Source organism: Rahnella selenatireducens (genome assembly GCF_046449555.1).
GTDB classification, from domain to species: domain Bacteria; phylum Pseudomonadota; class Gammaproteobacteria; order Enterobacterales; family Enterobacteriaceae; genus Rahnella; species Rahnella selenatireducens.
In genome coordinates this window covers 80,278-106,495 of sequence record NZ_JBKEZJ010000008.1, presented here as the reverse complement: position 1 = coordinate 106,495, position 26,218 = coordinate 80,278, and the positions used below count along the sequence as shown (strand labels likewise).

At 54.8% G+C, this 26,218-nt stretch carries 25 protein-coding genes; 20 read left to right on the top strand and 5 right to left on the bottom strand.

What is annotated here, in order from left to right; genetic code table 11:
- The first annotated feature begins 49 nt into the window (after window positions 1-49).
- From ACLBVC_RS14720 to ACLBVC_RS14640, 17 genes are all read left to right on the top strand, one after another.
- On the top strand, window positions 50-1,165 hold the full coding sequence (locus ACLBVC_RS14720; RefSeq protein ID WP_410150369.1) for an efflux RND transporter periplasmic adaptor subunit: 1,116 nt from the start codon (window positions 50-52) through the stop codon (window positions 1,163-1,165).
- Window positions 1,158-3,104, top strand: a complete 1,947-nt coding sequence (locus ACLBVC_RS14715; protein ID WP_410150244.1) for a MacB family efflux pump subunit — start codon at window positions 1,158-1,160, stop codon at window positions 3,102-3,104. Before ACLBVC_RS14720 ends, ACLBVC_RS14715 begins: the two co-directional genes overlap by 8 nt.
- On the top strand, window positions 3,101-4,486 hold the full coding sequence (locus ACLBVC_RS14710; RefSeq protein WP_410150243.1) for an efflux transporter outer membrane subunit: 1,386 nt from the start codon (window positions 3,101-3,103) through the stop codon (window positions 4,484-4,486). Before ACLBVC_RS14715 ends, ACLBVC_RS14710 begins: the two co-directional genes overlap by 4 nt.
- A 3-nt stretch (window positions 4,487-4,489) precedes the next feature.
- On the top strand, window positions 4,490-5,761 hold the full coding sequence (locus tag ACLBVC_RS14705; protein WP_410150242.1) for a beta-ketoacyl-[acyl-carrier-protein] synthase family protein: 1,272 nt from the start codon (window positions 4,490-4,492) through the stop codon (window positions 5,759-5,761).
- Window positions 5,761-6,573 (top strand): MaoC/PaaZ C-terminal domain-containing protein, encoded by an 813-nt coding sequence (locus tag ACLBVC_RS14700; protein WP_410150241.1) that lies wholly within the window; start codon window positions 5,761-5,763, stop codon window positions 6,571-6,573. The genes ACLBVC_RS14705 and ACLBVC_RS14700 overlap by 1 nt, the downstream gene beginning before the upstream one ends.
- A 71-nt stretch (window positions 6,574-6,644) precedes the next feature.
- Window positions 6,645-6,893 (top strand): acyl carrier protein, encoded by a 249-nt coding sequence (locus tag ACLBVC_RS14695; protein ID WP_195814593.1) that lies wholly within the window; start codon window positions 6,645-6,647, stop codon window positions 6,891-6,893.
- 3 nt (window positions 6,894-6,896) lie between these two features.
- Window positions 6,897-7,631, top strand: a complete 735-nt coding sequence (locus ACLBVC_RS14690) for an SDR family NAD(P)-dependent oxidoreductase (RefSeq protein WP_410150240.1) — start codon at window positions 6,897-6,899, stop codon at window positions 7,629-7,631.
- Between the two features lie 706 nt (window positions 7,632-8,337).
- Window positions 8,338-8,886 carry a tyrosine-type DNA invertase gene (locus ACLBVC_RS14685; protein ID WP_152325877.1) on the top strand — a complete coding sequence of 183 codons (549 nt, stop codon included), beginning with the start codon at window positions 8,338-8,340 and terminating at the stop codon, window positions 8,884-8,886.
- Between the two features lie 495 nt (window positions 8,887-9,381).
- Window positions 9,382-9,903 (top strand): fimbrial protein, encoded by a 522-nt coding sequence (locus ACLBVC_RS14680; protein WP_152325878.1) that lies wholly within the window; start codon window positions 9,382-9,384, stop codon window positions 9,901-9,903.
- A 107-nt stretch (window positions 9,904-10,010) separates the two neighbouring features.
- Window positions 10,011-10,694, top strand: coding sequence for a fimbrial biogenesis chaperone (locus ACLBVC_RS14675; protein WP_410150239.1), 684 nt, complete (start codon window positions 10,011-10,013; stop codon window positions 10,692-10,694).
- A 96-nt stretch (window positions 10,695-10,790) separates the two neighbouring features.
- Window positions 10,791-13,349 (top strand): fimbria/pilus outer membrane usher protein, encoded by a 2,559-nt coding sequence (locus tag ACLBVC_RS14670; protein ID WP_410150238.1) that lies wholly within the window; start codon window positions 10,791-10,793, stop codon window positions 13,347-13,349.
- Window positions 13,350-13,363: 14 nt separating this feature from the next.
- Window positions 13,364-14,464 (top strand): fimbrial protein, encoded by a 1,101-nt coding sequence (locus ACLBVC_RS14665; RefSeq protein WP_410150237.1) that lies wholly within the window; start codon window positions 13,364-13,366, stop codon window positions 14,462-14,464.
- Window positions 14,465-14,519: 55 nt separating this feature from the next.
- Window positions 14,520-15,053 (top strand): fimbrial protein, encoded by a 534-nt coding sequence (locus ACLBVC_RS14660; protein ID WP_410150236.1) that lies wholly within the window; start codon window positions 14,520-14,522, stop codon window positions 15,051-15,053.
- Between the two features lie 64 nt (window positions 15,054-15,117).
- Window positions 15,118-15,636, top strand: coding sequence for a fimbrial protein (locus tag ACLBVC_RS14655; protein ID WP_410150235.1), 519 nt, complete (start codon window positions 15,118-15,120; stop codon window positions 15,634-15,636).
- A gap of 36 nt (window positions 15,637-15,672) precedes the next feature.
- The gene (locus ACLBVC_RS14650; protein ID WP_410150234.1) at window positions 15,673-16,191 is read left to right on the top strand and encodes a fimbrial protein; all 519 of its coding nucleotides are present in this window, start codon (window positions 15,673-15,675) and stop codon (window positions 16,189-16,191) included.
- A gap of 147 nt (window positions 16,192-16,338) precedes the next feature.
- Complete coding sequence (locus ACLBVC_RS14645) at window positions 16,339-17,046, top strand: LuxR C-terminal-related transcriptional regulator (protein ID WP_410150233.1); 708 nt, start codon at window positions 16,339-16,341, stop codon at window positions 17,044-17,046.
- A gap of 59 nt (window positions 17,047-17,105) precedes the next feature.
- Complete coding sequence (locus ACLBVC_RS14640) at window positions 17,106-17,756, top strand: response regulator transcription factor (RefSeq protein WP_410150232.1); 651 nt, start codon at window positions 17,106-17,108, stop codon at window positions 17,754-17,756.
- Window positions 17,757-17,851: 95 nt separating this feature from the next.
- Here the strand turns inward: ACLBVC_RS14640 and ACLBVC_RS14635 are convergent, their stop codons facing one another.
- On the bottom strand, window positions 17,852-18,421 hold the full coding sequence (locus ACLBVC_RS14635; RefSeq protein WP_410150368.1) for a tyrosine-type DNA invertase: 570 nt from the start codon (window positions 18,419-18,421) through the stop codon (window positions 17,852-17,854).
- Between the two features lie 550 nt (window positions 18,422-18,971).
- Here ACLBVC_RS14635 and flhB point away from each other — a divergent pair.
- Genes flhB through ACLBVC_RS14620 form a run of 3 tightly spaced genes read left to right on the top strand, consistent with a single transcriptional unit; the run spans window position 18,972 to window position 22,618 of the window.
- The gene (gene flhB, locus ACLBVC_RS14630) at window positions 18,972-20,123 is read left to right on the top strand and encodes a flagellar biosynthesis protein FlhB (protein WP_410150231.1); all 1,152 of its coding nucleotides are present in this window, start codon (window positions 18,972-18,974) and stop codon (window positions 20,121-20,123) included.
- Complete coding sequence (flhA, locus tag ACLBVC_RS14625; RefSeq protein WP_410150230.1) at window positions 20,116-22,200, top strand: flagellar biosynthesis protein FlhA; 2,085 nt, start codon at window positions 20,116-20,118, stop codon at window positions 22,198-22,200. Before flhB ends, flhA begins: the two co-directional genes overlap by 8 nt.
- Before the next feature lies 1 nt (window position 22,201).
- Window positions 22,202-22,618, top strand: coding sequence for a flagellar protein FlhE (locus ACLBVC_RS14620; protein WP_410150229.1), 417 nt, complete (start codon window positions 22,202-22,204; stop codon window positions 22,616-22,618).
- 294 nt (window positions 22,619-22,912) lie between these two features.
- Here the strand turns inward: ACLBVC_RS14620 and ACLBVC_RS14615 are convergent, their stop codons facing one another.
- From ACLBVC_RS14615 to ACLBVC_RS14600, 4 genes are read right to left on the bottom strand one after another with little or no spacing between them, the layout of a single operon-like run.
- The gene (locus ACLBVC_RS14615; protein ID WP_410150228.1) at window positions 22,913-23,758 is read right to left on the bottom strand and encodes an amino acid ABC transporter ATP-binding protein; all 846 of its coding nucleotides are present in this window, start codon (window positions 23,756-23,758) and stop codon (window positions 22,913-22,915) included.
- 14 nt (window positions 23,759-23,772) lie between these two features.
- A complete protein-coding gene (locus ACLBVC_RS14610; RefSeq protein WP_410150227.1) occupies window positions 23,773-24,687 on the bottom strand; it encodes an amino acid ABC transporter permease in 915 nt (304 codons plus the stop codon).
- Window positions 24,688-24,711: 24 nt separating this feature from the next.
- Window positions 24,712-25,215, bottom strand: a complete 504-nt coding sequence (locus tag ACLBVC_RS14605; protein ID WP_410150226.1) for a GNAT family N-acetyltransferase — start codon at window positions 25,213-25,215, stop codon at window positions 24,712-24,714.
- Between the two features lie 17 nt (window positions 25,216-25,232).
- Window positions 25,233-26,156, bottom strand: a complete 924-nt coding sequence (locus ACLBVC_RS14600; protein ID WP_410150367.1) for an ABC transporter substrate-binding protein — start codon at window positions 26,154-26,156, stop codon at window positions 25,233-25,235.
- Window positions 26,157-26,218 lie beyond the last annotated feature (62 nt).

Here is a 26,218-nt window from a genome sequence, read left to right as displayed (position 1 = left end):
GCTGCCGGTCAGAAAGCGCAGGGCGATTTTTGCGCTGTCTGGCGCGCTGATGATTGTTCTGGTCGTCGCCGGTTTCATGCTCTGGCAGACGCTGAACCGCACCGACGTTCCGCTGGTTACGGAAGAAGTCAGCCGCGGAGACATCGAAAAAACGGTGCTGGCGACCGGCATTCTCAAACCGTCCGTGCAGGTTAACGTGGGCGCGCAGGTTAACGGTCAGCTTAAAAAACTGTACGTCCGTGCCGGTGACAAAGTGACGAAAGGCCAGCTGCTGGCCGAAATCGATCCGACTTTACAGCAAAGCGAATTGCGTAAATCCGAAGCCGAACTGGAGAGCGCCGTGGCGCAGAAACAGGCGTCACTTTTTACCCTAAAACAATACCAGCTGGAACTGAAACGTCAGCGGAAGATGGACAGCGAAGGTTCCGGGATCCGCAGCACGCTGGAGCAGGCGCAGGCGAAAGTCGATACGCAGGTGGCGCAGGTCAAAGTGAATGAAGCGCAGATTGTGCAGGCGCAGATGTCGCTGGAAACGGCGAAAGCCAATCTGGGCTATACGCGGATCCTCGCGCCGGTTGACGGCCAGGTTCTGGGTATTGTCACCAAAGAAGGACAAACCGTGGTGTCCTCACAAACCGCACCAACTATTCTGGTGCTGGCGAATGTCGATACCATGACCGTGCAGACCCGTATTTCAGAAACGGACATTCTGAAAGTTCACGCCGGGCAACCGCTGTGGTTCTACGTGGTGGCGGATCCGAAACACCGCTATGAAAGTGTGATGGGTACCTTGCAGGATGCGCCGAATGACGCTTTGCAGGACGATACCGCCAGCACGACGTCATCGCAGCAGCCGTCTGCCGTCTATTACAACGGCGTTTTCAGCGTGCCCAATCATGACCATGTGCTACGGACATCGATGACCGCGCAGGTGTTTATTGTCACTGAACAGGCCAGAAACGTGCTGCGTCTGCCGGTTGTCGCGCTCGGTGAACCGCGGGGGAAAGACCAGTATCAGGTGCAGGTCGTGAACGGGAAAAACGTTGAACAACGCCTGATCCGCGTCGGGATTAATGACCGCCAGTTTGCGGAAGTTAAAGAAGGGCTGAAGGAAGGCGAGCGCGTCGTGTCGTTGCAGGGCAGTTCAGGAGCCGTCAATGGCTGATTCTCCGTTAATCGAACTTGAGCACATTTACCGGCACTTTGGCTCAGGAAATGCGGCCGTTACCGTGCTCAAAGACATTTCCCTGCGCGTGCATGCCGGGGAAATGCTGGCCATCATCGGCGCGTCGGGTTCCGGTAAATCCACGCTGATGAACATTCTTGGCTGCCTGGATAAGCCGTCAGAAGGCAGCATGCGCATTATGGATGTGCCGACGGGTGTGGCCAGCAACGAACAGCTGGCGCAGCTGCGCAGTCAGTACATCGGTTTTATTTTCCAGCGTTATCACCTGATGCCGTATCTGACGGCAACGGAAAACGTCGCCATACCGGCGCTTTACACCGATATGCCTGCGGCCGAACGTCAGAGCCGCGCGACGCATTTGCTGACGCGCCTCGGGCTGGGCAGCCGTCTGGATTACCGTCCGGCGCAACTTTCCGGCGGCCAGCAGCAGCGCGTGAGTATTGCCCGTGCACTGATGAACGGCGCGCAGATTATTCTCGCGGATGAGCCGACGGGCGCACTGGACAGCAGCAGCGGGCAGGAGCTGATGGCGATTTTGCACGGTCTGCATCAGGCCGGACATACCATCATCATCGTGACGCATGACCGCAATATCGCCAGCCAGTGCCAGCGCATTGTGGAGATCCACGACGGAGCGATTATTGCCGACAGCGATAATCCGGTGGCTGAACAGGGACAGCCGCAGGGCTTGCCGGCGACCACCGCAACGGGCCGTTCTCCGGCCTGGCAGGGCATCAAAGAAGCCGTTCGCATGGCGTGGCGATCGTTGCTCGGACACCGGGTCCGTGCGTTCTTGTCCATGCTGGGCATCATCATCGGCATCTCGTCGGTGGTCTCTTCCATGGCGGTCGGCGAGGGTGCCCGGCAGAGCATTCTGAGTCAGATCAGCCAGCTCGGTACCAGCACCATCGAAATTCAGCCCGGTCTGGGCTGGGATAAACCGCGTCCGGATTTTGAACGTTCGCTGACGCTGGACGACGTTGAGCTGCTCGGCCGTCAGCCTTTTATCGACAGTCTGTCGCCGGTGGTCAGTAAAACGGTCATCGCGATACGCGGCGGTCGGCAGGTGCTGGTTTCGCTGTCCGGCGTCAGCAACGGATTTTTCCGCGTGCAGGGGCTGAATTTTGCGTCGGGAAATCATTTTACTCGCCGTGATCTCGATGACCGCGAGCCGGTCGTCATCATCGATCAGAGTGTGCGCAGCACGCTGTTTCCCGGCGGCGAAGATCCGATGGGTGAGATCGTTCAGCTTTCCGGCGTGCCTTACCGCGTAATTGGCGTGGCGGACAGAAAAGGGCCGAAATACATCGGCGAGCAACTGAGTTCGTGGATCCCTTATACGTCGCTGATGGAACGCATGTCCGGGGATACGCCGCTGCAATCTATCACGCTGCGCATTGCCGACAATTTCCCGATTGAGGACGCGCAGAAAGACGTCGAGCGGTTACTGGATTCGGCGCACGGGAAACGCGATTTTTTCACGATGACCAACGATCAGATGACCAAAACGATCCGCAAAACGTCGGAATCCATGACCCTGCTGATCACCGCCATTGCCGGGATTTCCTTGCTGGTCGGCGGCGTCGGGGTGATGAATATCATGCTGGTGTCGGTCACAGAGCGTACGCATGAAATTGGTATCCGCCTCTCCGTGGGCGCGCGCCCGGCAGACATCATGCGGCAATTCCTGATTGAGGCGATGGTGATTTGTACGCTCGGCGGGCTGATTGGTATTGCAGGTTCCGGCCTCGCCGGTCTGATTTTTTCTCAGGTTACGCAGGAATTCACCATGATTTTCACCTGGCCGCCTATTTTGCTGGCTTGCGGATTCTCCGCGCTTATCGGGCTGGGGTTCGGCTTTTTCCCGGCGCGGAATGCCGCCCGTCTGCACCCGACGGAGGCGCTGGCTCGCGAATGAATAAACTGACACTTATCGCTGTCACGCTGATGTTGAGCGGCTGCGGGCAACTGCTTAAAAGTGATTACCAGAGGCCCATGCTCTCTGTGCCTGACGCCTGGCGCTTTCAGGAAACGGGTTCTGCCTACGCGAAATTCACGCCGCACTGGTGGGATAACTTTGACGACCCGCAGCTGTCGCGGGTGATCAATGCCGCGCTGCAAAGTAATAACGATCTGGCGCTTGCCGGGATCAAACTTAAACAGGCGCGGCTGACTGCCGGATTGTCGGATACCAATCTGACGCCAGATTTCACGGCGAACGCGTCGGCCAGCAACACCAAAAATATGCGCAAGTCCACCACGCCGGTGGAAAGTTATGCCAACGGGCTGTCGGCGTCGTATGAGCTGGATCTGTGGGGAAAACTGGCGCGCACCCGTGAGCAGTCTGACTGGCTGGCGAAAGCGTCTGCCGAAGATTTGCAGGCGACCGCGCTCACGCTGATTGGCAACACGGCGCAGCTTTACTGGCAGATTGCCAGCCTGAATCAGCAGATCACGACATTGCAGCAGAGCCTGACGATCGCGCAGGAGACGCTGAAGATGGTCACCTCCCGTTTCAATGCGGGCGATCTCGGTCAGCTTGATTATTTGCAGGCGCAGCAAACGGTGCTGACGCGGGAAAACAGCCTGCGGGATCTGATCCAGCAACGCGAAGAATCGCGCAATGCGCTGGCGATTTTACTTAACCGGCCCGCCGGACAGTTTGCCGCTGAACGCCGTTCGCTGGATTTCTATCAGACCGTACCGGTCGCCAGCCGCATGCCGGTTGAGGTGATCGCCAGAAGGCCGGATGTGCAGTCATCCGAAATGAGTTTACGCGCCGCGCTGGCGGGTTCTGATGTTTCTCGGCTGAGTTTTTATCCGTCGCTTTCCCTGAACGGTTCGCTTAATGCAGGCGCCGCGGTGTTCCAGCAATGGTTCAGCAATCCGACACGCACGCTGGGCACGGCGCTCGATTTGCCGTTTATCCAGTGGAACAAAGTGCAGATGACGGTAGAACAGTCCGGGCTGGATGTGCAGACCGCCGCAATCCAGTTCCGCAGCGCCGTTTACAGCGCGTTGCAGGATGTGGATAACGCGCAGTCGCAACGCCAGACGTATCAGCAGCAAAAACAGAGTCAGTTGCAGAATCTGGCACTGAGCCGCCAGCGGCTGACGCTGGTGGACAGCCAGTACCGCAACGGATCGGTGACCTTCCAGACATTACTGGATGCGCAGGATTCGCTGCTGGACAGCGAAAATACGCTGATCACCACCCAATATAATTATCTCTACTCCACCATGAAACTCTGGCTGGCGCTGGGCGGCGGGGAAGACAACACAATGAATCAGAAAGGATAAGTGATGGAAAAGGAACTGTCTGAACGCGCTAACGCCCCGCGTCGGGTCGTGGTGACCGGTTACGGCGCCGTCACGCCGCTGGGCATGAATGCCGCAGAAAGCTGGGCGGCGATCATGGCGTACAAACCGGGTTATCAGTACTGCGACAAATCGGCGGTTGGGATTAAATCGCGCTTCTACGGGTTGATTGAAAACGAACCGGTATTGAAAAAAGTGCCGGCGGCCATCCGCCGCCGCCTGCCGCGTTATGCCCGTCTGACACTCGCGTCGGCGCAGGAAGCCATGAAAATGGCCTTCGGTGATGAACATCCGGAACAGTATTATGACCTGCTGGACTGCGGCGCAATTATGGGCACCGGCTGGGCGGGGCAGGACGAAACGCAGGTGCATTACGACGATTTTCTGCGTACCGGTATGGGTTCGCCGTTTGGCTGTTTCTTCTCGATGCCCAGTTCTGCCACGGCGGCGGTCAGCCTGCTGTGGGGGCTGCGTGGCTATCAGAATACGACAATCGCGGCCTGTGCCACCGGCACTATGGCGGTCGGTGATGCCTTTGAGCTGATCCGCAACGGGCGGGCGAAAATGATGCTCGCCGGGGCGGGGGAATCGCTGCGATCGGATTCGGCGGTCTGGAACATCGACGTGCTTGGCGCGCTGGCCAGCGAACAGGAAGAAATCACCCGCGCCTGCTGCCCGTTCAGCCTCGACCGCAACGGGTTTGTGCTCAGCGAAGGCGCGGCGGTGCTGTGTCTGGAAGATCGCGAAACTGCGCTGGCGCGGGGCGCGACTATCCTCGGCGAAATTTGCGGATACGGGAATTTCTCCGACGCCTTTGACTTTACCGCACCGGCAGCCGACAAAATTGCGCGGGTGCAGACCATCCGGCATGCGCTGGATCAGGCGGGCATCGCGGCCAGCCAGCTCGATTACATCAACGCTCACGGCACGTCCACGCCGCTTAACGATCTCAACGAAACTGAAGCGATCAAAATGGCGCTGGGCGATGACGTGGCATACGCCACGCCGTGTTCGAGCACCAAATCCTATACCGGTCATCTGATTGGTGCGGCGGGCAGTTTTGAAACCATCGTCTGTCTCCAGGCGCTGGCGCACCAGATTATGCCGGCGACCTGCAATCTGAATAACCCGGATCCGGCGTGCGATCTGGATTACATCCCGAACCAGCACCGTCCGGCGCAGATCAATACCACCCTGAACCTGAGCTTTGGTTTTGGCGGGGCGAACGCGGCGCTGGTGATCAGCCGGGGGCAATAATGTCGTTTATTTACAGCCTGCGCGATGCCGAAGTGTGGGCGAAGTTTTCCGGTGATTACAACCCGATTCACTTTGATCACGCCGAAGCGAAACGGCTCGGGCTGGACGGTTTATGCGTTCACGGCATGCGCGCGATGCTCGATATTAAAACGGCGCTGAGTGCCCGGATGGAAAAAGACGCGTCCGGCGCTGACGGTTTCAGTTTCGTCAGCCGCCTGCGCGAACCGGTGCTTTGCGATGAGCCTTACCAGCTGGCGCTGAGTGAAACGGAGCGCCGCGCACACATGCAGATAAGCGGCAATCTGCTGGGCAAAGATGCCTCCGCGCAGGCCAGTATCCGCAGCAAACTGACCGGCACCGGTAGCGTAAATTTAGCGCCGGTGACGTGGACGCTTTCACTTTCTGCGCAAACCCTGAGGTCGTTATATCAGGAATTCCCGCACGGAGGGAAACCGGTGGCGGCCTGGAATTTTATGGACGCGGTGCTGTTTCGCCAGCTGGTTCAGTCGTCCGGCACGCTCGACACCGTGCGCAGTATTTTGCCGGAAGTCAGGGCGACCTGCCTGAACGAGGTTTTTAGCCAGGTTCAGGTAGTACAAACGCATCATGAGACCCGTTTTTCACGTTCGTTGCTGGCGGCGGGCACAGAAACGGCGTGCTGCGAAGGCTTTGATTACGCCGTGCTGCCGACGCTGGTGACCGGCGATAAACATTCGGGACTGATCTTGCTCGCCAGCCTCCAGGCATGGCGCGGCGATGAACCGCTCATGACGATGACTGTCACGCTCAAAACCGGACCGCTGATGGCCTGAATAAAAGCATTGATTCAAGATTCAATTTTTAAAAAACACACACCAACATAATGATATTAAAGGACTAAAAAATGGCTCAATACGATGAAGTTTATGAAAAAGTCAGTGAGATGCTGTGCGATGCGAAAGATCTGGAACCTGATGCCTTAACGCCTGACTCGCCGCTTCACCAGCTCAAGCTGGACAGCCTGGATTATGTTGAGCTAATGGTGCTGGCGAAAAAGGAATTTGGCGTGTCGGTGGAAGCCGAATTGTTCGTCAACAATCCGCAAATTTCGCTGCGCGAATTGTGCCAGTACCTCAGCGATAACAGTAAATAAGCCATGCAGGATAAATGGATCCTCGTGACCGGCGGAAGCCGTGGCATTGGTCGTGCCACGGTGATGCGGCTGGCAAAAGACTGGAATGTCGTTTTCACCTGGCAGAACAGCCAAAAGGAAAGCGATGAGCTCGAGCAGGCGTGTGCCGGATTGCCGGGTTCGGTAGAGGGACATCAGTGCGATGGCCGCGATGAACAGGCGGTGGCGGCGTTGTCCGCTGAGCTGCTGGCACGTCTGGGTGCACCGCATGCGGTGGTTCACAATGCCGGGATTACGCTTGATGCGTTGCATATTCATCAGACCAGTGAAAACTGGCACAAAGTGATGGATACCAACCTGAATGCTATCTTCTACTGGAACCAGCAATTACTGGAACCGATGATGTTGCAGGGCGGCGGCTCGGTCGTGATGATGTCATCCGTCACCGGCATTAAAGGCAACAGCGGCCAGACGGCGTATGCCGCCACTAAAGCCGCGGTGATCGGCGTCAGCCGGACGCTTTCCATCGAACTGGGGCGTTTTGGCGTGCGGGTTAACTGCCTTTTGCCGGGGTATATCCGCACGGAAATTCTCGATGCCGTGCCGAAAGACGTGTTGTCGGGGATCCGTAAAACGATTCCGCTCAAACGTTTTGGTCAGCCGGAAGAAGTGGCTGGCGCGGTATCCTGGCTGGTCAGCGATGACAGTGCCTATATGACCGGCCAGACACTGGTTCTGGACGGCGGTCTTTCCGCCTGAGTTTTCCCCGCCTTTTTCCGCTGTGTAATCAGGGCGCTATGCGTCCTGATTTTGTTTGATTTCCCCGTCCTCGTCTTGTCACTATCTGTCAGATTTTTCCTCTGCTTTGCCACATTCTGGTCATTGCGTGATCAGTTACCGCCATTTGTTTGCCTGTTTGTTTGCACAATGAAAAGTAAATGTTCAGACGATGAAAAAATCATCGTATAAGGCTAAGAAAATTCCTTGCCGCTTACAGGGTTTTTTCGCCAACAAAACCTGATAAAAAACAGACAAATATGTCAGCTTTTAGGATGTTTTTTAGCGATTAATCATTCAAGGCTATCGGTAAGACCGGTAAATTCCTTATATTTCCGTGCGGTTTATTATTTACTTACTCTGCCTGTGTTATTTTCCTTATGATGATATAACTAACCTCACCTATACTCTGTTTCAGGGGGCTTTTTATTATCGGTTTTCATTTCGTGAGGTGAACGAATCGTATATATATAGCGCAACGGGTTTAGATGTTTTTTTGAACATTATTAATTTTTTTGCAGGAGGTGCGAGCGTCTTATTAGTGACATTGAGTATTTAAACAAGCAGCAGAAGTTAACCTTTCATTTGCAAGGATTAGCCTGAAAACAAATAAATGTTAACAGACTTTATTTGTTGGGTTGGGTGAACAATAACCTTATCTCAGATAACATACAGAGGAACAGGCACTATGAAAAATCGTAAATATTTGACCCCGTCCGAAGTGGAGAAACTGCTCGAGGCCACGCTGCATGGCAGGCACGCGGAGCGTGATTATTGCCTGATCTGGATGTGCTTTATCCACGGCTGCCGGGTCAGTGAGATCAGCAACTGGCGGCTGTCCGACATTGATATGGAGGGCAACAATATTTATATCCACCGTTTAAAAAATGGTTTTTCTACGGTTCATCCTCTTTATATGAGAGAAAGGAAATCTCTCCGGCTTTGGCTCAATAAAAGGAAACAATATCGGGGCGCGGATTCAGACTGGTTGTTTTTATCAAACCGAGGTGCGAAATTATCCCGGCAGAGAATTTACTGGTTAATACGTAATTATAGTGAGGCCGCTAATCTCACTATTAATGCCCATCCTCATATGTTAAGACATGGCTGCGGATTTGCGCTTGCCGACCGCGGAATAGATACCCGGTTAATCCAGGATTATTTAGGTCACCGAAATATTCAGAACACTGTTTTATATACCGCCAGCAATGCTCAGCGGTTTAAAGAAGTGTGGTAAATAACATGTAATTAATTATTACAATGGAGTCATTTTGAACTAAATTGGAGCCTATCCTAGTGAGAGCGTAAATCTCTGTCAATACTGTGAATCCCTGCCCGCCAAAATTCACATTAATTAACGTTTTTTCAATAAGTTACTGTCGTAAAAACTATTTCCTCGCCATTTTTATCTCTCGGTTTTTTCTTATATCCCGTTACTGTGTCTATTTCTCGTCTGCGACATCTCTCACTTTTTACAGATTAAAATTCCATAATGATTAAGTTATATGGTTTTAATGACTATTTATTATGATCTTTTTGGTGGTTTAAACCAAAGGAGTCACTTTAGTTCAAAATGAATCGTTTGGTTTAGAACGCTAATCTGACCAAACGCTTTATTAAATGGAGTGGAACTCCATGAACTAAATAAAGGAATGGCAGATGGTTTTGTCAAAAACAATTCGATTACACCCTGAAGGTGTATCGACAGCAATATGTTAATAGGAAAAATATCGTGAAAAAGAATCTTCTTGTTGTTGCCCTGATGGCTGCTTCCGCTTTTGCTTCTTCAGCTTTTGCAGCTGATGGCGCAGTAAACTTCACCGGCACCATCACTGATGCAGCTTGTACTGTTGATACAGCTTCTAAAGACCAGAACGTCTTCCTGGGCAATATCGCACGTACAGCTTTCCCGGTTGCAGGCACCCTGGCTGCACCTAAGAAGTTCACTCTGGTTCTGACTGACTGCCCGGACACTGTAACTGGTGCAACCGTACGTTTCGACGGCAACCAGGTTTCTGGTGATAACAGCATTCTGGCACTGACCGCTGGCGACACGACTGCTACTGGCGTAGGTATCCAGATTTCTGACAACCAGAACAAAGTTGTTCCACTGTACGAAGACTCCTCTGTATACCCGCTGGTCAGCACCGGTGCTAACAACCTGGACTTCTCTGCACGTTACATCTCCCTGACTGACGCTGTGACCGTCGGTGATGCAAACGGCGTGACTCAGTTCACCGTTGTTTATCAATAAGTCTTACTGATCGCCTGGCGATCAGATAAGTCAGACCAGGGGCTTCTGAGCCTCTGGTCTGTTTGAACCCTTGGTCTACAAGAATCCCAAAGACAGGTTGAATCACCATGAATAAATGGCGCGTCACAGCGGTGGCAGCACTATTAATGACTTTCGCGTCTGCGGCGCAGGCAGGCATCGTCGTGGGCGGAACACGTCTGATTTATGACGGCGGAAAAAAAGAAGCGTCGATCAATATCAGTAATCCGGATCACACGCCGTATCTCATTCAGTCCTGGGTCGATGGCGCCCTGACCGAAACGGGTGCGCAGGGTGAAAAGGCACCTTTTATCGTCACGCCACCTTTATTCCGTCTTGATGGAAACCAGCAAAATATTCTGCGAGTCGTTCGCGCGGGTGGCAATTTGCCGGACAACAAAGAATCGCTCTACTGGCTGAACATTAAATCGATTCCTTCCGCTGAGAAAAAAGAAAATACCCTGCAAATCGCGGTGAAAACCCGCATCAAACTGATTTACCGCCCGGCGGCCGTGAAGGACTCGCTGGAAGACGCAGCTAAAACCCTGACCTGGAAGCGCGTCGGTAACGGCCTGCAGGTGACCAACCCTTCTGCGCATTACATCACTTTCTTCAACGTGAAGATTAACGGCACAGCCGTGAAGGAAGCCACCATGGTTGCGCCGCAATCAAGCGCCACCTTTGCCGTTCCTGCATTGAATGGCGGCGCACTGAGCTGGCAGTTCATTAACGACTACGGCGGTACCAGCAAGCCGTTAGTGGCAACACTCTGATCTGCGCCATCGCCGGATAGGTTTGCTGCGCGGGCAGGACAAGGGATGGAGGGTGCACCAGTCATTCTGGTTGCGTTGAAAAATGGAATTATACGAATGAACAAAAAACCGAAGAATAAGACTTCGACCGGCTTTAAACGCTCCCGGATTGCATGGCTGGTTTCCTGTCAGTTCGCGATGTTAATGGGCGGTGCAGGGATGGCCAGTGCGGCGGAATATTTCAACCCGGCATTACTGGAAATTGATAACCCTGCACAGGGGAAAGCCGATCTTTCTGTTTTTGAAGAAGGGGACTTGCAGCCACCGGGCACATACCGCGTTGATATTTATCTCAATGGTTCGATGGTCGATACCAAAGACATTAAATTCTCTCTTGTCACTGACAGTTCGGGCAAAAAGAGCCTTCAGCCTTGCCTGAGCACCGAAATGCTCAAAGACATGGGCGTCAAAACGGGGATGTATCCGGGCATTGCAGCTACGGATGAATGCGCCAACTTTGCAGGCGAAATCCCTCAGTCTGCCGCAGCGCTGCGTTTTGACCAGCAACGTCTCGATCTGAGCATTCCTCAGGCCTCACTCAATTCTCAGGCGCGCGGCTACGTGTCTCCTGATAAATGGGATTCGGGCATTCCGGCATTCCTGATGAACTACAGCTTCAGCGGTGCGAATACCGAAGCGCGTAGTAGCGACACCCGTAATTCCAATACCTATTACCTGAATCTGCGTTCTGGCGCGAATCTGGGTGCCTGGCGTTTGCGTAACTATTCGACCTGGAACCGCGACAGCAAAGGAACCGATCACTGGGATTCCATTAATACGTATTTGCAGCGCGATATTCAGGTGCTCAAAAGCCAGCTGACGCTCGGTGACAGCAACTCACCGACGGAAGTTTTCGACACCGTGCCATTCCGCGGGGTTCAGCTGGCAACGGATGACGACATGTTGCCCGACAGCATGAAAGGCTATTCGCCGGTTGTGCGCGGGATTGCGCGCAGTAATGCACAGGTCACGATCCGCCAGAACGGTTACGTCATTTACCAGAGTTACGTGCCCGCGGGTGCGTTTGCGATTTCCGACCTGTATCCGACAGCGGGCAGTGGTGACCTGAACGTGACCATCAAAGAAGCCGACGGCAGTGAGCAGAATCTGGTTGTACCGTTCGCTTCGGTGCCGGTGCTTCAGCGTGAAGGCCATCTGAAATACAGCTTCACCAGCGGTCAGTACCGTTCTTACAGCAGCGATGTTGAGAAGACGCCGTTCACGCAGGGCACGGCCATTTATGGTTTATCCCACGGCGCAACGGTGTACGGCGGTTTGCAGGCAGCGAGTAAATATCAGTCGCTGGCGATGGGGCTCGGGCAAAACCTCGGGGCCATCGGTGCATTGTCGGCTGATGTGACGCAGGCCTGGACCAAGCAGGAAGATAACCCGAAAGACAGCGGTCAGTCATACCGTGTGCGTTACGGTAAAAGCTTCGTGGAATCGGGCACGAACTTCAGTCTGGCCAGTTACCGCTATTCCACGCAGGGCTTCTATACGCTGAAAGAGGCGCTGGAGAGTTACTCCGGCGGTAACGGCTATTACTCCGATCATAAGAAGAGCCGCGCAGAACTGACGCTGAGCCAGAACTTATGGGAAAAAGCCGGTGCGATGTCCCTGAGCCTGGTCAAAGAGGAATACTGGAATAACAACCGTTCTACCGAGTCTGCCAGCGTGGGTTACAACAACACCTGGAAAGGCGTTTCCTATGGCCTCAATTACACCTACAACCGCAACGGCACTGACAGTAACGGCAACCGCACGTATTACACCGATCAGATTGTCGCGGTCAATATTAGCGTGCCGCTGGGTCAGTGGCTGGCGGGCAGTTATGCCACGTACAACCTCAACACCAGCAAAAACGGCAACACCACGCAAAACGTCGGTCTGAGCGGAACCACGCTGGCGGATAACAACCTGAACTACAGCATCAATCAGGGTTATGGCAGCCAGGGGCAGGGCTCCAACGGGTACGCGAGTGCGGACTATAAAGGCGGTTATGGCGAAGTTAACGCCGGTTACGGTTACGACAACAGCCAGCGTCGCATGGATTACGGCCTGCAGGGCGGCATTCTGGTGCATGAAAACGGTGTGACGTTGTCGCAACCGCTGAGCGAAACCATTGTTCTGGTGAAAGCGCCGGGCGCGGATGGCGTCAGCATTGCCAGCAACACCGGTGTAAAAACCGACTGGCGCGGTTATGCGGTGGTGCCGTATGCCACGGCGTACCGTCGCAACCAGATTTCACTCGATACCGCAACGTTACCGGATGACGTCGACATGACGCTGACCAGTACGGCGGTGATCCCGACCCGCGGCGCGGTGGTGCGTGCGGACTTCGATCCTAACGTCGGCCAGCGTGTCCTGATGACCCTGACCCGTGCCGATGGGCAGCCGGTTCCGTTTGGTGCAATGGCGACAAACAGCTCCGGCAAAAACGGCAACAGCAGCATCGTGGGCGACAGCGGACAAGTGTATCTGTCCGGTCTGGCGGATGCGGGCAAACTGGATGTGAAATGGGGCAGCGGCGCGTCACAAGCGTGTCAGGTGAATTACACCCTGTCTGAGCAGCCTGCCGGTTCGGGGATTCAGATGGTTAACGGAGCCTGCCGGTGAGGGGAAATACGGAAATGAATAATCAACATCCTGAGCAGTCACTGGAAAGGGAAAACATACAAATGGCGTCTGAAATCATACATCCCCGCACCTCTTTCTGGGGAAAAACCTGCGCGCTGGTCTGTTTTAGTCTGACCGTCTGGGCGATGAGCAGCACTGCGCAGGCGGCGAGCTGTCAGCCAACGGACGGCACCAAAACCTATAACTTCGGCATGGATTATCTGCTGAGTGACCCGGCGCAAAACACCGCCGGGATGGTGAAGCCGGATGCGTTTACCTGGAATCTTACCGGAAACTATAACGTCACCTGTTCCTGTACCGGTAGCTACACCGGCGCATATGCGACCGCCAAAGTACCGGACACCGGCATGGTCTACAGCGACGGTACGCTGAATTATTACGCGATCAACGATTACCTCGCGGTGGCCAGTAAGGTGTACATCGCCGGGAAGGTGAATGACTTTATCGCGACGCCGTTTGACGGGCGCAGCAACCTCAATACGGCGACCAGTTGCGACAGATACCCGTATGCGACAGGGTCCAGAGGCTCGGTGTCATTGTACTTCCGCCGTCCTTTTGTTGGTGTCCAGACCATCCCTCTGACGAAAATTGTTGATGTGTATATCGCGACCGATGCCACGACGCAGTCCCCGACGCCGGTATCAACCGTCTGGATGAGCGGAACGGTCACCGTGCCGCAGTCCTGCGTGATCAACGGCGGCGGTGTGATCACCGTGCCTTTCGGCGACATCATGTCCGGTGATATTTCTACCAAAGGCGAGATGGCGAAAAACTTCACGCCGAAGAATGTCGCTTTCAACGTCGCCTGTACCAACATCTCCGAAGGTGTTCAGGTCAGTCTCTCCTTCCAGGGGACGCCGGATGGTAATGATCCGACCGCGCTGGCGACCACCAACGGCGATGTGGCGGTGCGGATCCTCAATGCTGCGGGGGCAACCGTTGCGCCAGTAAGCGGTTTCCTGCCGCTGAACATGGATTACACGTCTCAGGTGGGAACATCGGAAATCAACTTATATCCCTTTAACACCACGGGGAATATGCCAGATACCGGGAACTTCACGGCAACGGCCACGATCCGCGCTGAAATTCAGTAATGCCTGGGCCCGAAGCGCAGCGTGACTGACAGGGAAAGATAAGGAGATGAGTACGATGAACTCTCAACGGAATAAACAGAAAATTGTGACGGCGCTGGTGCTGGGTACGGCTTTTGTCCTGGTCTCACAGGTCGCGAAAGCCGACACCATCATGAATATTACCGGCAACATCAAGGCGTCGCCGTGCACGATCAACGTGCCGGCCGGCGGGCTGAATGTCGATCTGGGGCAAAACATCCAGGCCGCCAGTCTGGTCGCACCGGGCGCAGCGTCGGACTGGAAATCATTTTCCATCGCGCTGACCGCCTGCCCGACGTCAACCGCGACGGTCACCCTGACGATGAGCGGCACGCCCGATAACGATGACAGCACGATGTATGCCAACACCGGTACGGCGGAAAACGCGCAAATCGAAGTGCAAAACAGCGAGGGAACGCGTCTGGGTAACGCCGTTCAGTATACAAAAAATATTGATTCGGCCAGCCGTGGCGCTGAATTCGACCTGCAGGCTCGCGCGTATACCGTTAACGGCAATGTGACGCCGGGAACGATAAACGGTGTGCTGCTGGCGACGTTTATCTACGAGTAACGTCGCACGTTCACTAAACACAATTTTCAACATGACTTTTATCAACGTGAAAACAGGAAATAACATGAAAGGACTTATGAAAACTTCATCGCTGGCGCTGGTCATTTTTGCTGGCCTGAGCCAGAGCAGCTTTGCGGATCCGACACAAATCAATATTAACGGCACGGTCGTGGCCTCTGCCTGTACCGTCGATAATGCCGGTGCTCCGGTGCAGGTGACGCTCGATACGCTGGAAGCCACGGCGCTGGCGACCGCGGGCGAATCAGGTGGATGGAAAACGTTTGATCTGAAACTGATTAACTGCCCGGCAACCACTACCGTCAGCACCGCGACTTTTGCGGGTACGCCTGCCTCGGCGAACGCCAACCTGTACGCCAATACCGGCACCGCGACCAACGTAGAAGTGGAACTGCAAAACACGGCAGGTAAGCAACTGGGTAACGGCGCGACGTACGCGGTAGATGTTGATGCCAGCACCCATGAAGTGGTCTACCCGTTGCAGGCCCGCGCGTTCACGACCGCCGGTTCTGTCATGCCAGGAACGATCATCGGTTCTGTACAAGCCACCTTTACCTACCAGTGACGGAGGGCGGGCACGGGCCGTCATGGGAGACATTCAATGAAGCCAATAAAAAGTATTCAGGGCGTTCTGCTGCTGGTAGTGGCGGTCAGCGCGGCTACTGCTAACGCCGCAGATCTGAATATCAACGGGAAAGTCGTCAGCAGCCCGTGCATTGTGGATACCGCGTCAGTCAGCCGCGATGTGGATTTTGGCCAGCTCATCATCAAAAAGGATCTGGCGACGGCAGGTGCAGGCGGGGACTGGAAATCCTTTGAAGTCAGGCTGAACAATTGCCCTGCAACGGTTTCCAGCGTCATCGCTAATTTCACCGGCACCCCGGCGCAGGATGACGCGACGCTTTACAGCAACAGCGGAACAGCCACCCATGTTGGCGTGCAACTGGTCACCGATGCCGATAAAACGGTGGTACTGGCGCCCGGCAGTCAGTTAAGCGCCGATGTCGATGCCCAGAGAAGTGCGGTGTACGAGCTGGCCGCGCGGCCTTACACCACGAGCGGCGAGGTCACGGCAGGCTCACTGGTGAGCCTGACACAAATTAACTTTACCTATCAGTAATATCGCCATCTTTCCCGTCTGTCACCGGAGGGGCTGGCGGGAAAGGGAATTCATTAAGCGGTGAACAATGGATGTTGTTCACCAGAAGGGAATTCGTTTCGTGCAATCAGGCACGGAAAGGATCACTGAAAATACAAGGAAGACATTATGAACAGTTTAAACAGCGTCAGATTTCATCAGCATGCCTTCATTTCTGGGGCCGCGGCCGCCTATCCGCAGGGGGCGTTCATCATGGATGCCTGCCCGGTCACCGCGCTGGGCGTGAAAAAAATGCTGGTCGAGTCCGCCGGGATCACCGGACCTTTTACCTATGTTCAGTCGCTTGCCGCCATCCCGGAGAAAATCGCCGACGCACCGCCTGCGTTGCTGATTATGGATATTTGCGGTGAAAAGGAATCAGTGCTCGACGGGTTACGCCTGCTTTCCCAGATCGTGGCGTCCAGTCCTGCCATGAAAATTGTGATTTGTACGGACTACAGTGACCACCGGATCCTCGAACTTTTGGCATCGTCCGGGGCTCACGGCCTGCTGCTCAAAAATGAGCCGGTACTGGCACTGGAGCAATGCGTCACCGAAGTGCTGGCCGGTGCAACACAGTGGTTAAGCCCGCGTGCGCGGCAAATTCTCTCCGGTACCCGACAGACGACGCCACTCACTGCGCGTGAGCTGGACGTTCTCGCGTATCTGTTCTCTGGTCTGAGCGTCTCGCGTGTCGCGCAAACACTCCACAGGGATATCCGCACAGTCAGCACGCATAAGCGCAATGCAATGATGAAACTGGGGTTTCACAATGACAGCGAGCTCTTTGCCCAGGGGACGTGGATGGCCAAAATCGGCCCGTCCGCGATCATGTAATTTCAGATGACTGAGCCACTTACCGGGCATTTATTCCCGGTAAGTCAGGGAGCTACACCATGATTCACGCCCACATCAAACCCCGGACGATCGCCCTGATGGACAGCCATCCGCTGACGCTTTCCGGGCTGTCCTATCTGGTTAACTCCATCGACGAGACCTGCGATATCCGGATGGAAGAGACCAGTCTGGGCCGCATTGCAGAAGGCCTGATGTACCAGTCGGTGGACATTCTGATCACCGATCTTCATGGCTATCAGGAAAGTGTTCAGGAAGGGCAGGAAATTCTCCAGCGCCTGAGCCTGCAATTTCCGCAGCTGATCATCGTGGTGTATACGCTGTGTCACGACGCCGATAAACTGAAAAAATTGCTCAAATTCAGCAATATCAGCCTGATTGCGCGTGGAGAGTCGCCGGTGGTTACCGACGATTTATTCCGCCATGCGCTGGCGAAAAAGAAAGTGTTAAGTCCGCTGATTTGCTGCACGTTAGCCGAGCAGGATGCGACCAGTCAGCGCACCGGGTTCCGGCTGACGCAGAGTGAAAATGAGATCATCAAATATCTGCTCAACGGCATGAGCCTCAGCCAGATTGCGGAATTGAAAAAACTCAGTATCAAAACCGTCAGTGCTCACAAGTGCAATGTCATGCGTAAAATGCACATCACGACAGATGCAGAATTGTTTTTGCTGCTCAAAAACGGGATGTGATTTGTTGGGGATTTCGCAATCCCCGCGACTCCCGTAAGCCCGGCGAGCCGCGTATGCGGCACCTGACGGGCAGAAACGTAAAAAGGTAACGCCCGTTATATGGTGATTGAACGGAAACGCCCGGCGTTACTGGCGGTATAAATTACCGTGTTCTGAATATTCCTGTGCCCGAGATAATCCTGAATCAGCCGGGTGTCGCAGCCGGTATCTGCCAGCGCATAACCGCAGGCGTGTCTGAGCATATGCGGATGAACCGCCACGTTAATTCCCGCGTCCTCGCCGTATTTACGGAACAAACGATAGAGTTGTTGTCGTGATAGCTGACCGCCATGACGGGAAAGAAATAACCATTCTGAGTCTGCATCCAGATATTGTGACCGTATTTCAAGCCACTCTTTAATAAAAGTCATCTCCCTGTCCTGAATGGGATGCTGAACAGAGAAACCGTTTTTGAGGCGGGTGATATAAATTATCTTGGTCGAAAGCTCAATGTCCTTAACCCGTAAATTAGCCAACTCGCTGACACGAAGGCCGTGAATAAAACACATCAACAACATGCATTTATCGCGAGTTTTGTTAATTCCTGCCGAAACCGTACCGACGAGTTTCTCCATCTCAACCTGAGTTAAGTACTTTCTCCCACTCATATTTTTTCTTTCCTTGATTAATTGCAGATGATTTATGTTCTTATGGGACTGTTTAGTCACGGAACAAAGACAGGGTAAGGGATGTTATTTTTTTACCGGCGAGATTTTTCGCAGACAGTTCCACAATTGTCAGTTATGCATGATCAGGGAAATATCAGAAAAAACGGTAATGTAATAATGTCGTCTGAAATCAACGTGAAAGAAAACTCATTTTTTCAGGACGATTAACGGTGATTTTGGGTAATGAATTTTACACAGCAGTGCTATCCACAAAATAAAAACTAATCAGTTTGGCGGAGGGATTCTAACGTCTAAACTTCTCAAAAAGGAAGGACACATATGCTATTTTTTGATCATTCCATAAGAATAAACCCACGGAAAGTCAGTGAATTCCTAAAGCGGCGCCCGCCAGCTTAAGGATCTTCGAGAAATTTGTTCATTTGATTTAGTAAACAGACCTCAAAACCTGCCTCTTTTCCACCTATGGTGTCAGCCCGATTTTGTCATGCTATGCATGAAATTGTGCCCGTCGCTCTTTGTGCCGGGTAAATGCTGACAGGAAACACCGGTGGCTGAAGACAGCGATCTCGAAAAAACAGAAGCCCCCACATCCCACAGGCTGGAAAAAGCCCGTGAAGAAGGGCAAATCCCGCGTTCGCGCGAACTGACCTCGATGTTGATGCTCGGGGGCGGTTTGACGTTGCTGTGGGTTTCCGGTGAATCGATGGCGCGTCAGCTGGGTGTGATGATTTCGCAGGGGCTGAAGTTTGATCACGGCATGGTCAGCGATGACCGCCAGGTATTGCAGCAAATGGCGACACTGCTGGGTCGCGCTGTCTGGGCATTATTGCCGGTGATCGGCGGCCTGATCCTGATCGCGCTGGCCGCGCCGCTGTTGCTCGGCGGGCTGATGTTCAGCGGGAAATCATTTGCACCGAAATTCAGCCGCATGGATCCGATTGCCGGATTTAAGCGTTTGTTCTCCGGTCAGGTGCTGGCCGAACTGCTCAAGGCCATCCTGAAAGCGCTGCTGGTCGGCTCTGTCGCCGGTTTTTATGTGTGGCACAAATGGCCGGACATGATGCGGCTGATGGCGCAGCCGACGATCCCCGCACTCGGCGAAGCGCTGAACATGGTGGCATTTTGCGGGCTGATGGTGGTTCTCGGGTTAACGCCGATGGTGGCATTCGACGTGTTCTGGCAAATCTGGAGCAACCTGAAAAAACTGCGCATGAGTAAGCAGGATATCCGCGACGAACATAAAAGTCAGGAAGGCGACCCGCATGTTAAAGGCCGTATCCGCCAGCAACAGCGCGCCATGGCACGCCGCCGCATGATGGCCGATGTGCCGAAAGCCGACGTCATTGTGACTAACCCGACGCACTACGCCGTCGCGTTGCAGTACAGCGAAAACAAAATGAGCGCGCCGAGAGTGCTGGCGAAAGGCGCGGGTGACGTGGCGCTGCGCATTAAAGAGCTGGGTGCCGAAAACAAAATTCCGATGCTGGAAGCGCCGCCGCTGGCGCGTGCGCTTTACCGGCACAGTGAAATTGGTCATCAAATCCCGACCGCGCTGTACGCCGCGGTTGCCGAAGTTCTGGCCTGGGTTTATCAGCTTAAACGCTGGAAGCGCGAAGGCGGACTGATCCCGAAAAAACCTCAACATTTGCCAGTGCCTGACGGTCTGGATTTTGCAGGAGAAAGTGATACCCATGGCTAATCTGGCCGCAATGCTGCGTTTACCCGCCAACTTTAAGTCCGGACAATGGCAGGTTCTGGCAGGCCCAATCCTCATCCTGATGATCCTGTCGATGATGGTGCTGCCTTTGCCGCCGTTCCTCCTCGACTTGTTGTTCACGTTCAACATTGCGCTGTCTATCATGGTGTTGCTGGTGGCGATGTTCACCCAGCGGACGCTCGATTTTGCGGCTTTCCCGACCATCCTGCTGTTCTCAACCTTATTACGTCTGTCGCTCAACGTCGCTTCCACGCGTGTGATCTTACTCGAAGGTCACACCGGCGGTGCGGCGGCGGGGCGGGTGATCGAAGCGTTCGGCCACTTCCTGGTCGGCGGTAACTTCGCCATCGGTATCGTGGTGTTTATCATCCTCGTGCTGATTAACTTTATGGTTATCACCAAAGGTGCCGGGCGTATCGCTGAAGTTGGCGCGCGTTTCGTCCTTGACGGGATGCCGGGTAAACAGATGGCGATCGACGCCGACCTCAACGCCGGTTTAATCGGCGAAGATGAAGCGAAAAAGCGCCGCAGCGACGTCACGCAGGAAGCAGACTTCTACGGTTCGATGGACGGTGCGAGTAAGTTCGTGCGCGGTGATGCCGTCGCCGGTCTGATGATCATGATCATCAACGTGGTCGGCGGCCTGCTGGTGGGCGTGTTGCAACACGGTATGGATCTCGGCCACGCCGCAGAAAGTTATACCTTGCTGACTATCGGTGACGGTCTGGTCGCGCAGATCCCGGCGCTGGTTATCTCGACTGCTGCCGGTGTTATCGTCACCCGCGTCGGCACCAATCAGGACGTCGGCGAGCAGATGGTCACCCAGCTGTTCCGCAATCCGCGCGTCATGATGCTGAGTGCTGGTGTTCTCGGGCTGCTTGGCATGGTGCCGGGCATGCCAAACCTGGTTTTCCTGCTGTTCACCGGCGCTTTGCTGGCGCTGGCGTGGTGGACACGCGGTCAGGAGCAGAAAACCCCTGCGGTAAAAGAAGCGGCACCGTCGGCAGCCGACAGCGGCAAACAGCTGGTGGAAGCGAGTTGGTCAGACGTACAGCTTGAAGATCCGCTGGGCATGGAAGTGGGCTACCGCCTGATTCCGATGGTGGATTTTGCGCAAAACGGCGAACTGCTGGGGCGTATCCGCAGTATCCGTAAGAAATTCGCGCAGGAAATGGGGTATCTGCCGCCGGTGATCCACATCCGCGACAACCTCGAACTGCCGCCTGCCGGTTACCGCATTCTGATGAAAGGCGTCGAAATTGGTACAGGAACCGCACATCCTGGGCGCTGGATGGCGATCAATCCGGGTAACGCCATTGGCGAACTGCCGGGTGAACCGACGGTCGATCCGGCGTTCGGGCTGGCGGCAGTGTGGATTGAACCGGCGATGCGTGAACAGGCGCAAATTCAGGGCTTCACCGTAGTGGAAGCCAGTACCGTAGTGGCGACGCACCTGAACCATCTGATCAGCCTGCACGCCAAAGAACTGTTTGGCCGTCAGGAAACGCAGGAACTGATGGAACGCGTCACCAAGGAAATGCCGAAGCTGACGGAAGATTTCATTCCGGGCGTCATTTCCCTGACCAACATGCACAAGGTGCTGCAAAATCTGTTGTCCGAGCGTGTGTCGATTCGCGACATGCGCACGATTGTCGAAACGCTGGCGGAATACGCGCCAAACCAGCCTGATCCGAATGAACTGACGGCTGTGGTGCGCGTCGCGCTGGGCAGGGCGATTACTCAGCAATGGTTCCCGGGTAACGGCGAAGTACAGGTTATCGGGCTGGATACGGCGCTTGAACGCCTGCTGTTACAGGCGCTGCAAAGCGGCGGTGGATTAGAACCGGGGCTGGCCGATCGTCTGTTAACGCAGTCAGAAGCCGCGTTACAGCGTCAGGATATGCTCAGTGCGCCACCGGTCCTGCTGGTAAATCACGCGCTACGTCCGCTGCTGTCGCGCTTCCTGCGCCGCTCACTGCCGCAGATTGTGGTGATGTCGAATCTCGAGATGACCGACAGCCGCCAGATCCGCATGACCGCTACCATTGGTGGTGAATAATATGGTTCGCGCTGCGTTGCTCGTCTTCAGCCTGATAAGCCTGCCTGCGGTTGCCGCATCAGGCTCCTGGTCGGATACCCAGCGCGGCGTGACGCTGCAAAACCGGGGCGTGATGATGTCTTCACCGCCGCTGGTCGCCGCTGATTCCGCACCGGTCAGGCAGAAGAATTCAGCGACGATCACCACAGTCAGCTGGAAATATGAAGTGCTCGGCGCAAGACCAGCGGGGTTACAGGTGAAGCTTTGCAATACCGTCAATCACTGTGTGGGGCTGGATGCCGACAGCGGTTCGACGCGATCGTTTTATGGCCAGACAGCCAGCTCCCCACTGCGGTTTGTCTATTTCGTCGCAGGTGGCGGATCGATGAATACGCCGTTACGGGTGATCGGTAATCAGGTGATTGTGAATTACCGGTAGGCTACCGGGGCTTTTAACGTATGACCGGGAAAGTTTCGGTTTTTTCGATAACTGCGATCACATAACTCCCTGCGCCGAAACCGACAAAAGAGGGCTATGACGAGACCTCTTTTGAATCTCCACGTCTTTTTTACCGCGCGCTATCGCTCGCTGCTGAAACAGTGCCAGCCAGCGGTAGCGCGCAGTAAAAGAGCCCGGGGTTCTTGGGGTGGCGGCGATAAGCCACCCCTGAGGTCAGTTTGGGTGGCAACCCAAGGTCTTGCCCCTCACTGCAAGTGAATAAATTTGCCAATCTTAAAGCACCTTCTCCAGGAAGGCTTTTGTCCGCTTATGCACCGGCCTGTCCAGCACCTGCGTGGCACTCCCGCTCTCGACAACCGCGCCGTCTACCATAAACACCACCTGATCGGCGACCTGTCGCGCAAAGCCGATTTCATGCGTCACCACCACCAGCGTGACGCCGGACTGCGCCAGTTTTTTGATGACGTCTAATACTTCGCCGACCAGCTCCGGGTCGAGTGCGGAGGTGGGTTCGTCGAACAGCATCACTTTCGGATTGAGCGCCAGGGCGCGGGCGATGGCGATGCGCTGTTGCTGGCCGCCGGAAAGATGTCGCGGCCAGGCATGGGCTTTTTCGCGTAAACCGACGGTATCCAGCAGCTCATAAGCGCGGGCGATGGCCTCTTTGCGGTTCAGCAAACCGTGAACCACGGGCGCTTCGATGATGTTGTCCAGCACCGTCATATGCGGGAATAAATTGAAATTCTGGAAAACGTAGCCAACGTGAGTACGTTGTTTGAGGATGGCGCGTTCTTTGAGCTCGTACAGCGTGTCGCCTTTGCGGCGGTAACCGATGTAATCGCCGTCAATCTGGATAAACCCTTCATCGACGCGTTCCAGATGATTGATAGTGCGCAGCAGCGTGGATTTCCCCGAGCCGGACGGGCCAAGGATTACCGTTACCGTGCCGGGTTCGATGCTCAGACTGACGTTATCCAGCGCTTTATGCGCGCCGTAGTATTTGCTCAGATTATTGATCTCGATGCGCCCGACGGTGGCGGCCTGCGTCTGGCGCGGAAACAACCGTTCAACGGACGCGTCATGAGGCGGTTTTACAAATAAATCAAAGGCTTCAGACATAGATTTCTCCAGAATTATGAACGGGCGACACGCCACTGGCGCAGACGCTGCAACGGCGTGGGCGCAACCTGGCGCACGGTGCCGCGCGAGAAATAACGCTCGACGTAATATTGCAGCACCGACAGCACGGTGGTGATCAGCAGATACCACACCGTCGCCACCATCAGCAGCGGGATTACCTGCTGCGTGCGGTTGTAAATCACCTGCACGGTGTAGAACAGCTCCGGCATGGAAAGCACATAAACAATCGATGTGCCTTTCGCCAGACTGATCACTTCGTTAAAACCGGTCGGCAGAATCGAGCGCAGCGCCTGAGGCAAAATGATGCGGAACGTCCGGCGGTAGGCCGGTAAACCGAGTGCGGCGGCGGCTTCGTGCTGGCCGTGTTCGACGCCTAAAATCCCGCCACGGATAATCTCTGCGGTATACGCCGACTGCACCAGCGAAAGCCCCAGAACCGCGACTGAAAACTGATCCAGCAAATTCACGGTGGGCGTGCTGAAAAAGGAAATAGAGGTAAACGGAATGCCCACTGACAGGTTGTCGTAGAGATACGAAAAGTTGTAGAGGATGATCAACACCAGCAACAGCGGCAACGACCGGAACAGCCAGATATATCCCCAGGCCAGCGCATTCATTAAATAGGATTTTGACAGGCGGGCGAGGGCCAGGGCAGTCCCTAAAATAATGCCAAAAAGCGTGCCCAGTAAGGTCAGCAGCAGCGTTTTCCCCAGCCCGGATAGAATGACCGGGTCAAAGAACCACTGGCGAAAAATGCCCCATTCCCAGCGGTCGTTGGTGGCGATCGATTCAACGATGCCCAGCAGGATAAAAACTGAAAAAATCGCGCCGGCCACCCGCCACGGATAGCGTGCCGGGACCACTTTCAGCGGCGGATGATTGACGGAAGTCGGGGCGTTTTGGCTCATGGTGTTCTCTTTCTTCTGGCAATTTCAGGTGACAGGGACGTCAGCGGTCAGCGCCTTGGTAAACGGCAGACGACCGTCGTACGGCGGGCGGGAATAGACATCCGGGTCGAGGCGCGTGTCAAACAAAGGCTGATAACCGTGGGACAAATAGAGCCCTACTGCTTCCGGCTGGCGGAAACCGGTGGTGAGGAAAACCTGCTGATACCCGTAAGCGGCAGCACGGCGCTCCAGCTCGAGTAAAACCTTCTGTGCCAGTCCCTGACGGCGTAGCGAGCGGTGCGTCCAGATGCGTTTCAACTCTGCGGTTTTCTCGTCGTAGCGTTTGTACGCGCCCATCGCAATGGGCGCTCCGTTTCTCAGCAGTACGATAAACGTGCCGTCCGGTTTGGAAAATACGCTGTCATCTTCCGGCGGCTGACTGGAAAAATACTCGCCGTAGCGCTCGCGATATTCACCGAACAACCCCTGAATGAACGGCGCAATCAGCGGGTCTTCCGGCACGGTCTGGATAAAAACGTCATCGCTCATGATGCAATCCTCTTTACTCAGTCGCCCAGTCCTGGCGGGTTAATTTCGGAGTGGTCGATTTTCTCAACGCTTTCACCCCAGCGGTTAAGCACCTGCAAATAGGTGCCGTTGGCGATGGCGCTGTTCAGCGATGCCTGAACCGCGTCCACCAGGCCGTTGCCTTTTTTCAGCGTCACGGCAATGTTCGCGGTTTTCGGCCAGCCGCCCGGTACGGTGCCGACCAGTTTGGTTTTGCCGGTTAACAGCGCTTTGTAGGCACCGGTGACGTTCGGCCCGAAGGTCGCATCGGCGCGGCCAGACTGAATCGCCAGCGTCGCGGCGGCGTCGTCAGTGACGTATTGCGGTTTCAGCTCCGGTAAGCCTTTGGCCTGATTCTCTTTATCCCACGCCAGCAACACGGCTTCCTGATTGGTGCCGGAGCCGACAATAATGCGTTTCCCGGCGATGTCCGGCGCGGATTGAATCGAGGTAATTTTGCTGTCGGATTTCACGTAGAAGCCGAGCGTATCTTCGCGATACGTGGCGAAATCGAATTTGGTTTTGCGGTCTTTAGTGACGGTAATGTTGTAAATGGCGGCGTCGTATTTCCCGGAGGTCACGCCCAGCGGCCAGTCTTCCCAGGAAGCCGGAACCACTTTCAGCTTCAGGCCCAAACCGTCGGCGACCAGGCGGGCGATATCCGCTTCGCTGCCGATCACGGTTTTATTATCGCGGGCATACAGGCCGAACGGCGGGGCGCTGCCCAGCACGGCGAGCGCCACGGTCAGCGTGCCGGGTTCAACAAACTTAAAGTTAGCCGGGATTTTTGCCACAGCTTCCGGGCTTTTGGGGGTATTAATCGGTTTTTCATTTGCAATCAGATCGATACCCGGTGCGGCCTGTGCCAGTGCGGAAAGACTGAATAACGCTGCGATGGTGGTCAATTTAACGCTGTGTTTCATCATTATTTTTATACCCTGCATTCTTATTGCTTATTGTATGTGGTGATGACAGTGAGACGACA

Excerpts from the sequence above, each read along its gene's own strand:
- ACLBVC_RS14720 (WP_410150369.1), top strand. The coding sequence starts at position 50 with ATGATTGTTCTGGTCGTCGCCGGTTTCATGCTCTGGCAGACGCTGAAC.
- ACLBVC_RS14715 (WP_410150244.1), top strand. The coding sequence starts at position 1,158 with ATGGCTGATTCTCCGTTAATCGAACTTGAGCACATTTACCGGCACTTT.
- ACLBVC_RS14710 (WP_410150243.1), top strand. The coding sequence starts at position 3,101 with ATGAATAAACTGACACTTATCGCTGTCACGCTGATGTTGAGCGGCTGC.
- ACLBVC_RS14705 (WP_410150242.1), top strand. The coding sequence starts at position 4,490 with ATGGAAAAGGAACTGTCTGAACGCGCTAACGCCCCGCGTCGGGTCGTG.
- ACLBVC_RS14700 (WP_410150241.1), top strand. The coding sequence starts at position 5,761 with ATGTCGTTTATTTACAGCCTGCGCGATGCCGAAGTGTGGGCGAAGTTT.
- ACLBVC_RS14695 (WP_195814593.1), top strand. The coding sequence starts at position 6,645 with ATGGCTCAATACGATGAAGTTTATGAAAAAGTCAGTGAGATGCTGTGC.
- ACLBVC_RS14690 (WP_410150240.1), top strand. The coding sequence starts at position 6,897 with ATGCAGGATAAATGGATCCTCGTGACCGGCGGAAGCCGTGGCATTGGT.
- ACLBVC_RS14685 (WP_152325877.1), top strand. The coding sequence starts at position 8,338 with ATGAAAAATCGTAAATATTTGACCCCGTCCGAAGTGGAGAAACTGCTC.
- ACLBVC_RS14675 (WP_410150239.1), top strand. The coding sequence starts at position 10,011 with ATGAATAAATGGCGCGTCACAGCGGTGGCAGCACTATTAATGACTTTC.
- ACLBVC_RS14670 (WP_410150238.1), top strand. The coding sequence starts at position 10,791 with ATGAACAAAAAACCGAAGAATAAGACTTCGACCGGCTTTAAACGCTCC.
- ACLBVC_RS14665 (WP_410150237.1), top strand. The coding sequence starts at position 13,364 with ATGAATAATCAACATCCTGAGCAGTCACTGGAAAGGGAAAACATACAA.
- ACLBVC_RS14660 (WP_410150236.1), top strand. The coding sequence starts at position 14,520 with ATGAACTCTCAACGGAATAAACAGAAAATTGTGACGGCGCTGGTGCTG.
- ACLBVC_RS14655 (WP_410150235.1), top strand. The coding sequence starts at position 15,118 with ATGAAAGGACTTATGAAAACTTCATCGCTGGCGCTGGTCATTTTTGCT.
- ACLBVC_RS14650 (WP_410150234.1), top strand. The coding sequence starts at position 15,673 with ATGAAGCCAATAAAAAGTATTCAGGGCGTTCTGCTGCTGGTAGTGGCG.
- ACLBVC_RS14645 (WP_410150233.1), top strand. The coding sequence starts at position 16,339 with ATGAACAGTTTAAACAGCGTCAGATTTCATCAGCATGCCTTCATTTCT.
- ACLBVC_RS14640 (WP_410150232.1), top strand. The coding sequence starts at position 17,106 with ATGATTCACGCCCACATCAAACCCCGGACGATCGCCCTGATGGACAGC.
- flhA (WP_410150230.1), top strand. The coding sequence starts at position 20,116 with ATGGCTAATCTGGCCGCAATGCTGCGTTTACCCGCCAACTTTAAGTCC.
- ACLBVC_RS14620 (WP_410150229.1), top strand. The coding sequence starts at position 22,202 with ATGGTTCGCGCTGCGTTGCTCGTCTTCAGCCTGATAAGCCTGCCTGCG.
- ACLBVC_RS14615 (WP_410150228.1), bottom strand. The coding sequence starts at position 23,758 with ATGTCTGAAGCCTTTGATTTATTTGTAAAACCGCCTCATGACGCGTCC.
- ACLBVC_RS14610 (WP_410150227.1), bottom strand. The coding sequence starts at position 24,687 with ATGAGCCAAAACGCCCCGACTTCCGTCAATCATCCGCCGCTGAAAGTG.
- ACLBVC_RS14605 (WP_410150226.1), bottom strand. The coding sequence starts at position 25,215 with ATGAGCGATGACGTTTTTATCCAGACCGTGCCGGAAGACCCGCTGATT.
- ACLBVC_RS14600 (WP_410150367.1), bottom strand. The coding sequence starts at position 26,156 with ATGAAACACAGCGTTAAATTGACCACCATCGCAGCGTTATTCAGTCTT.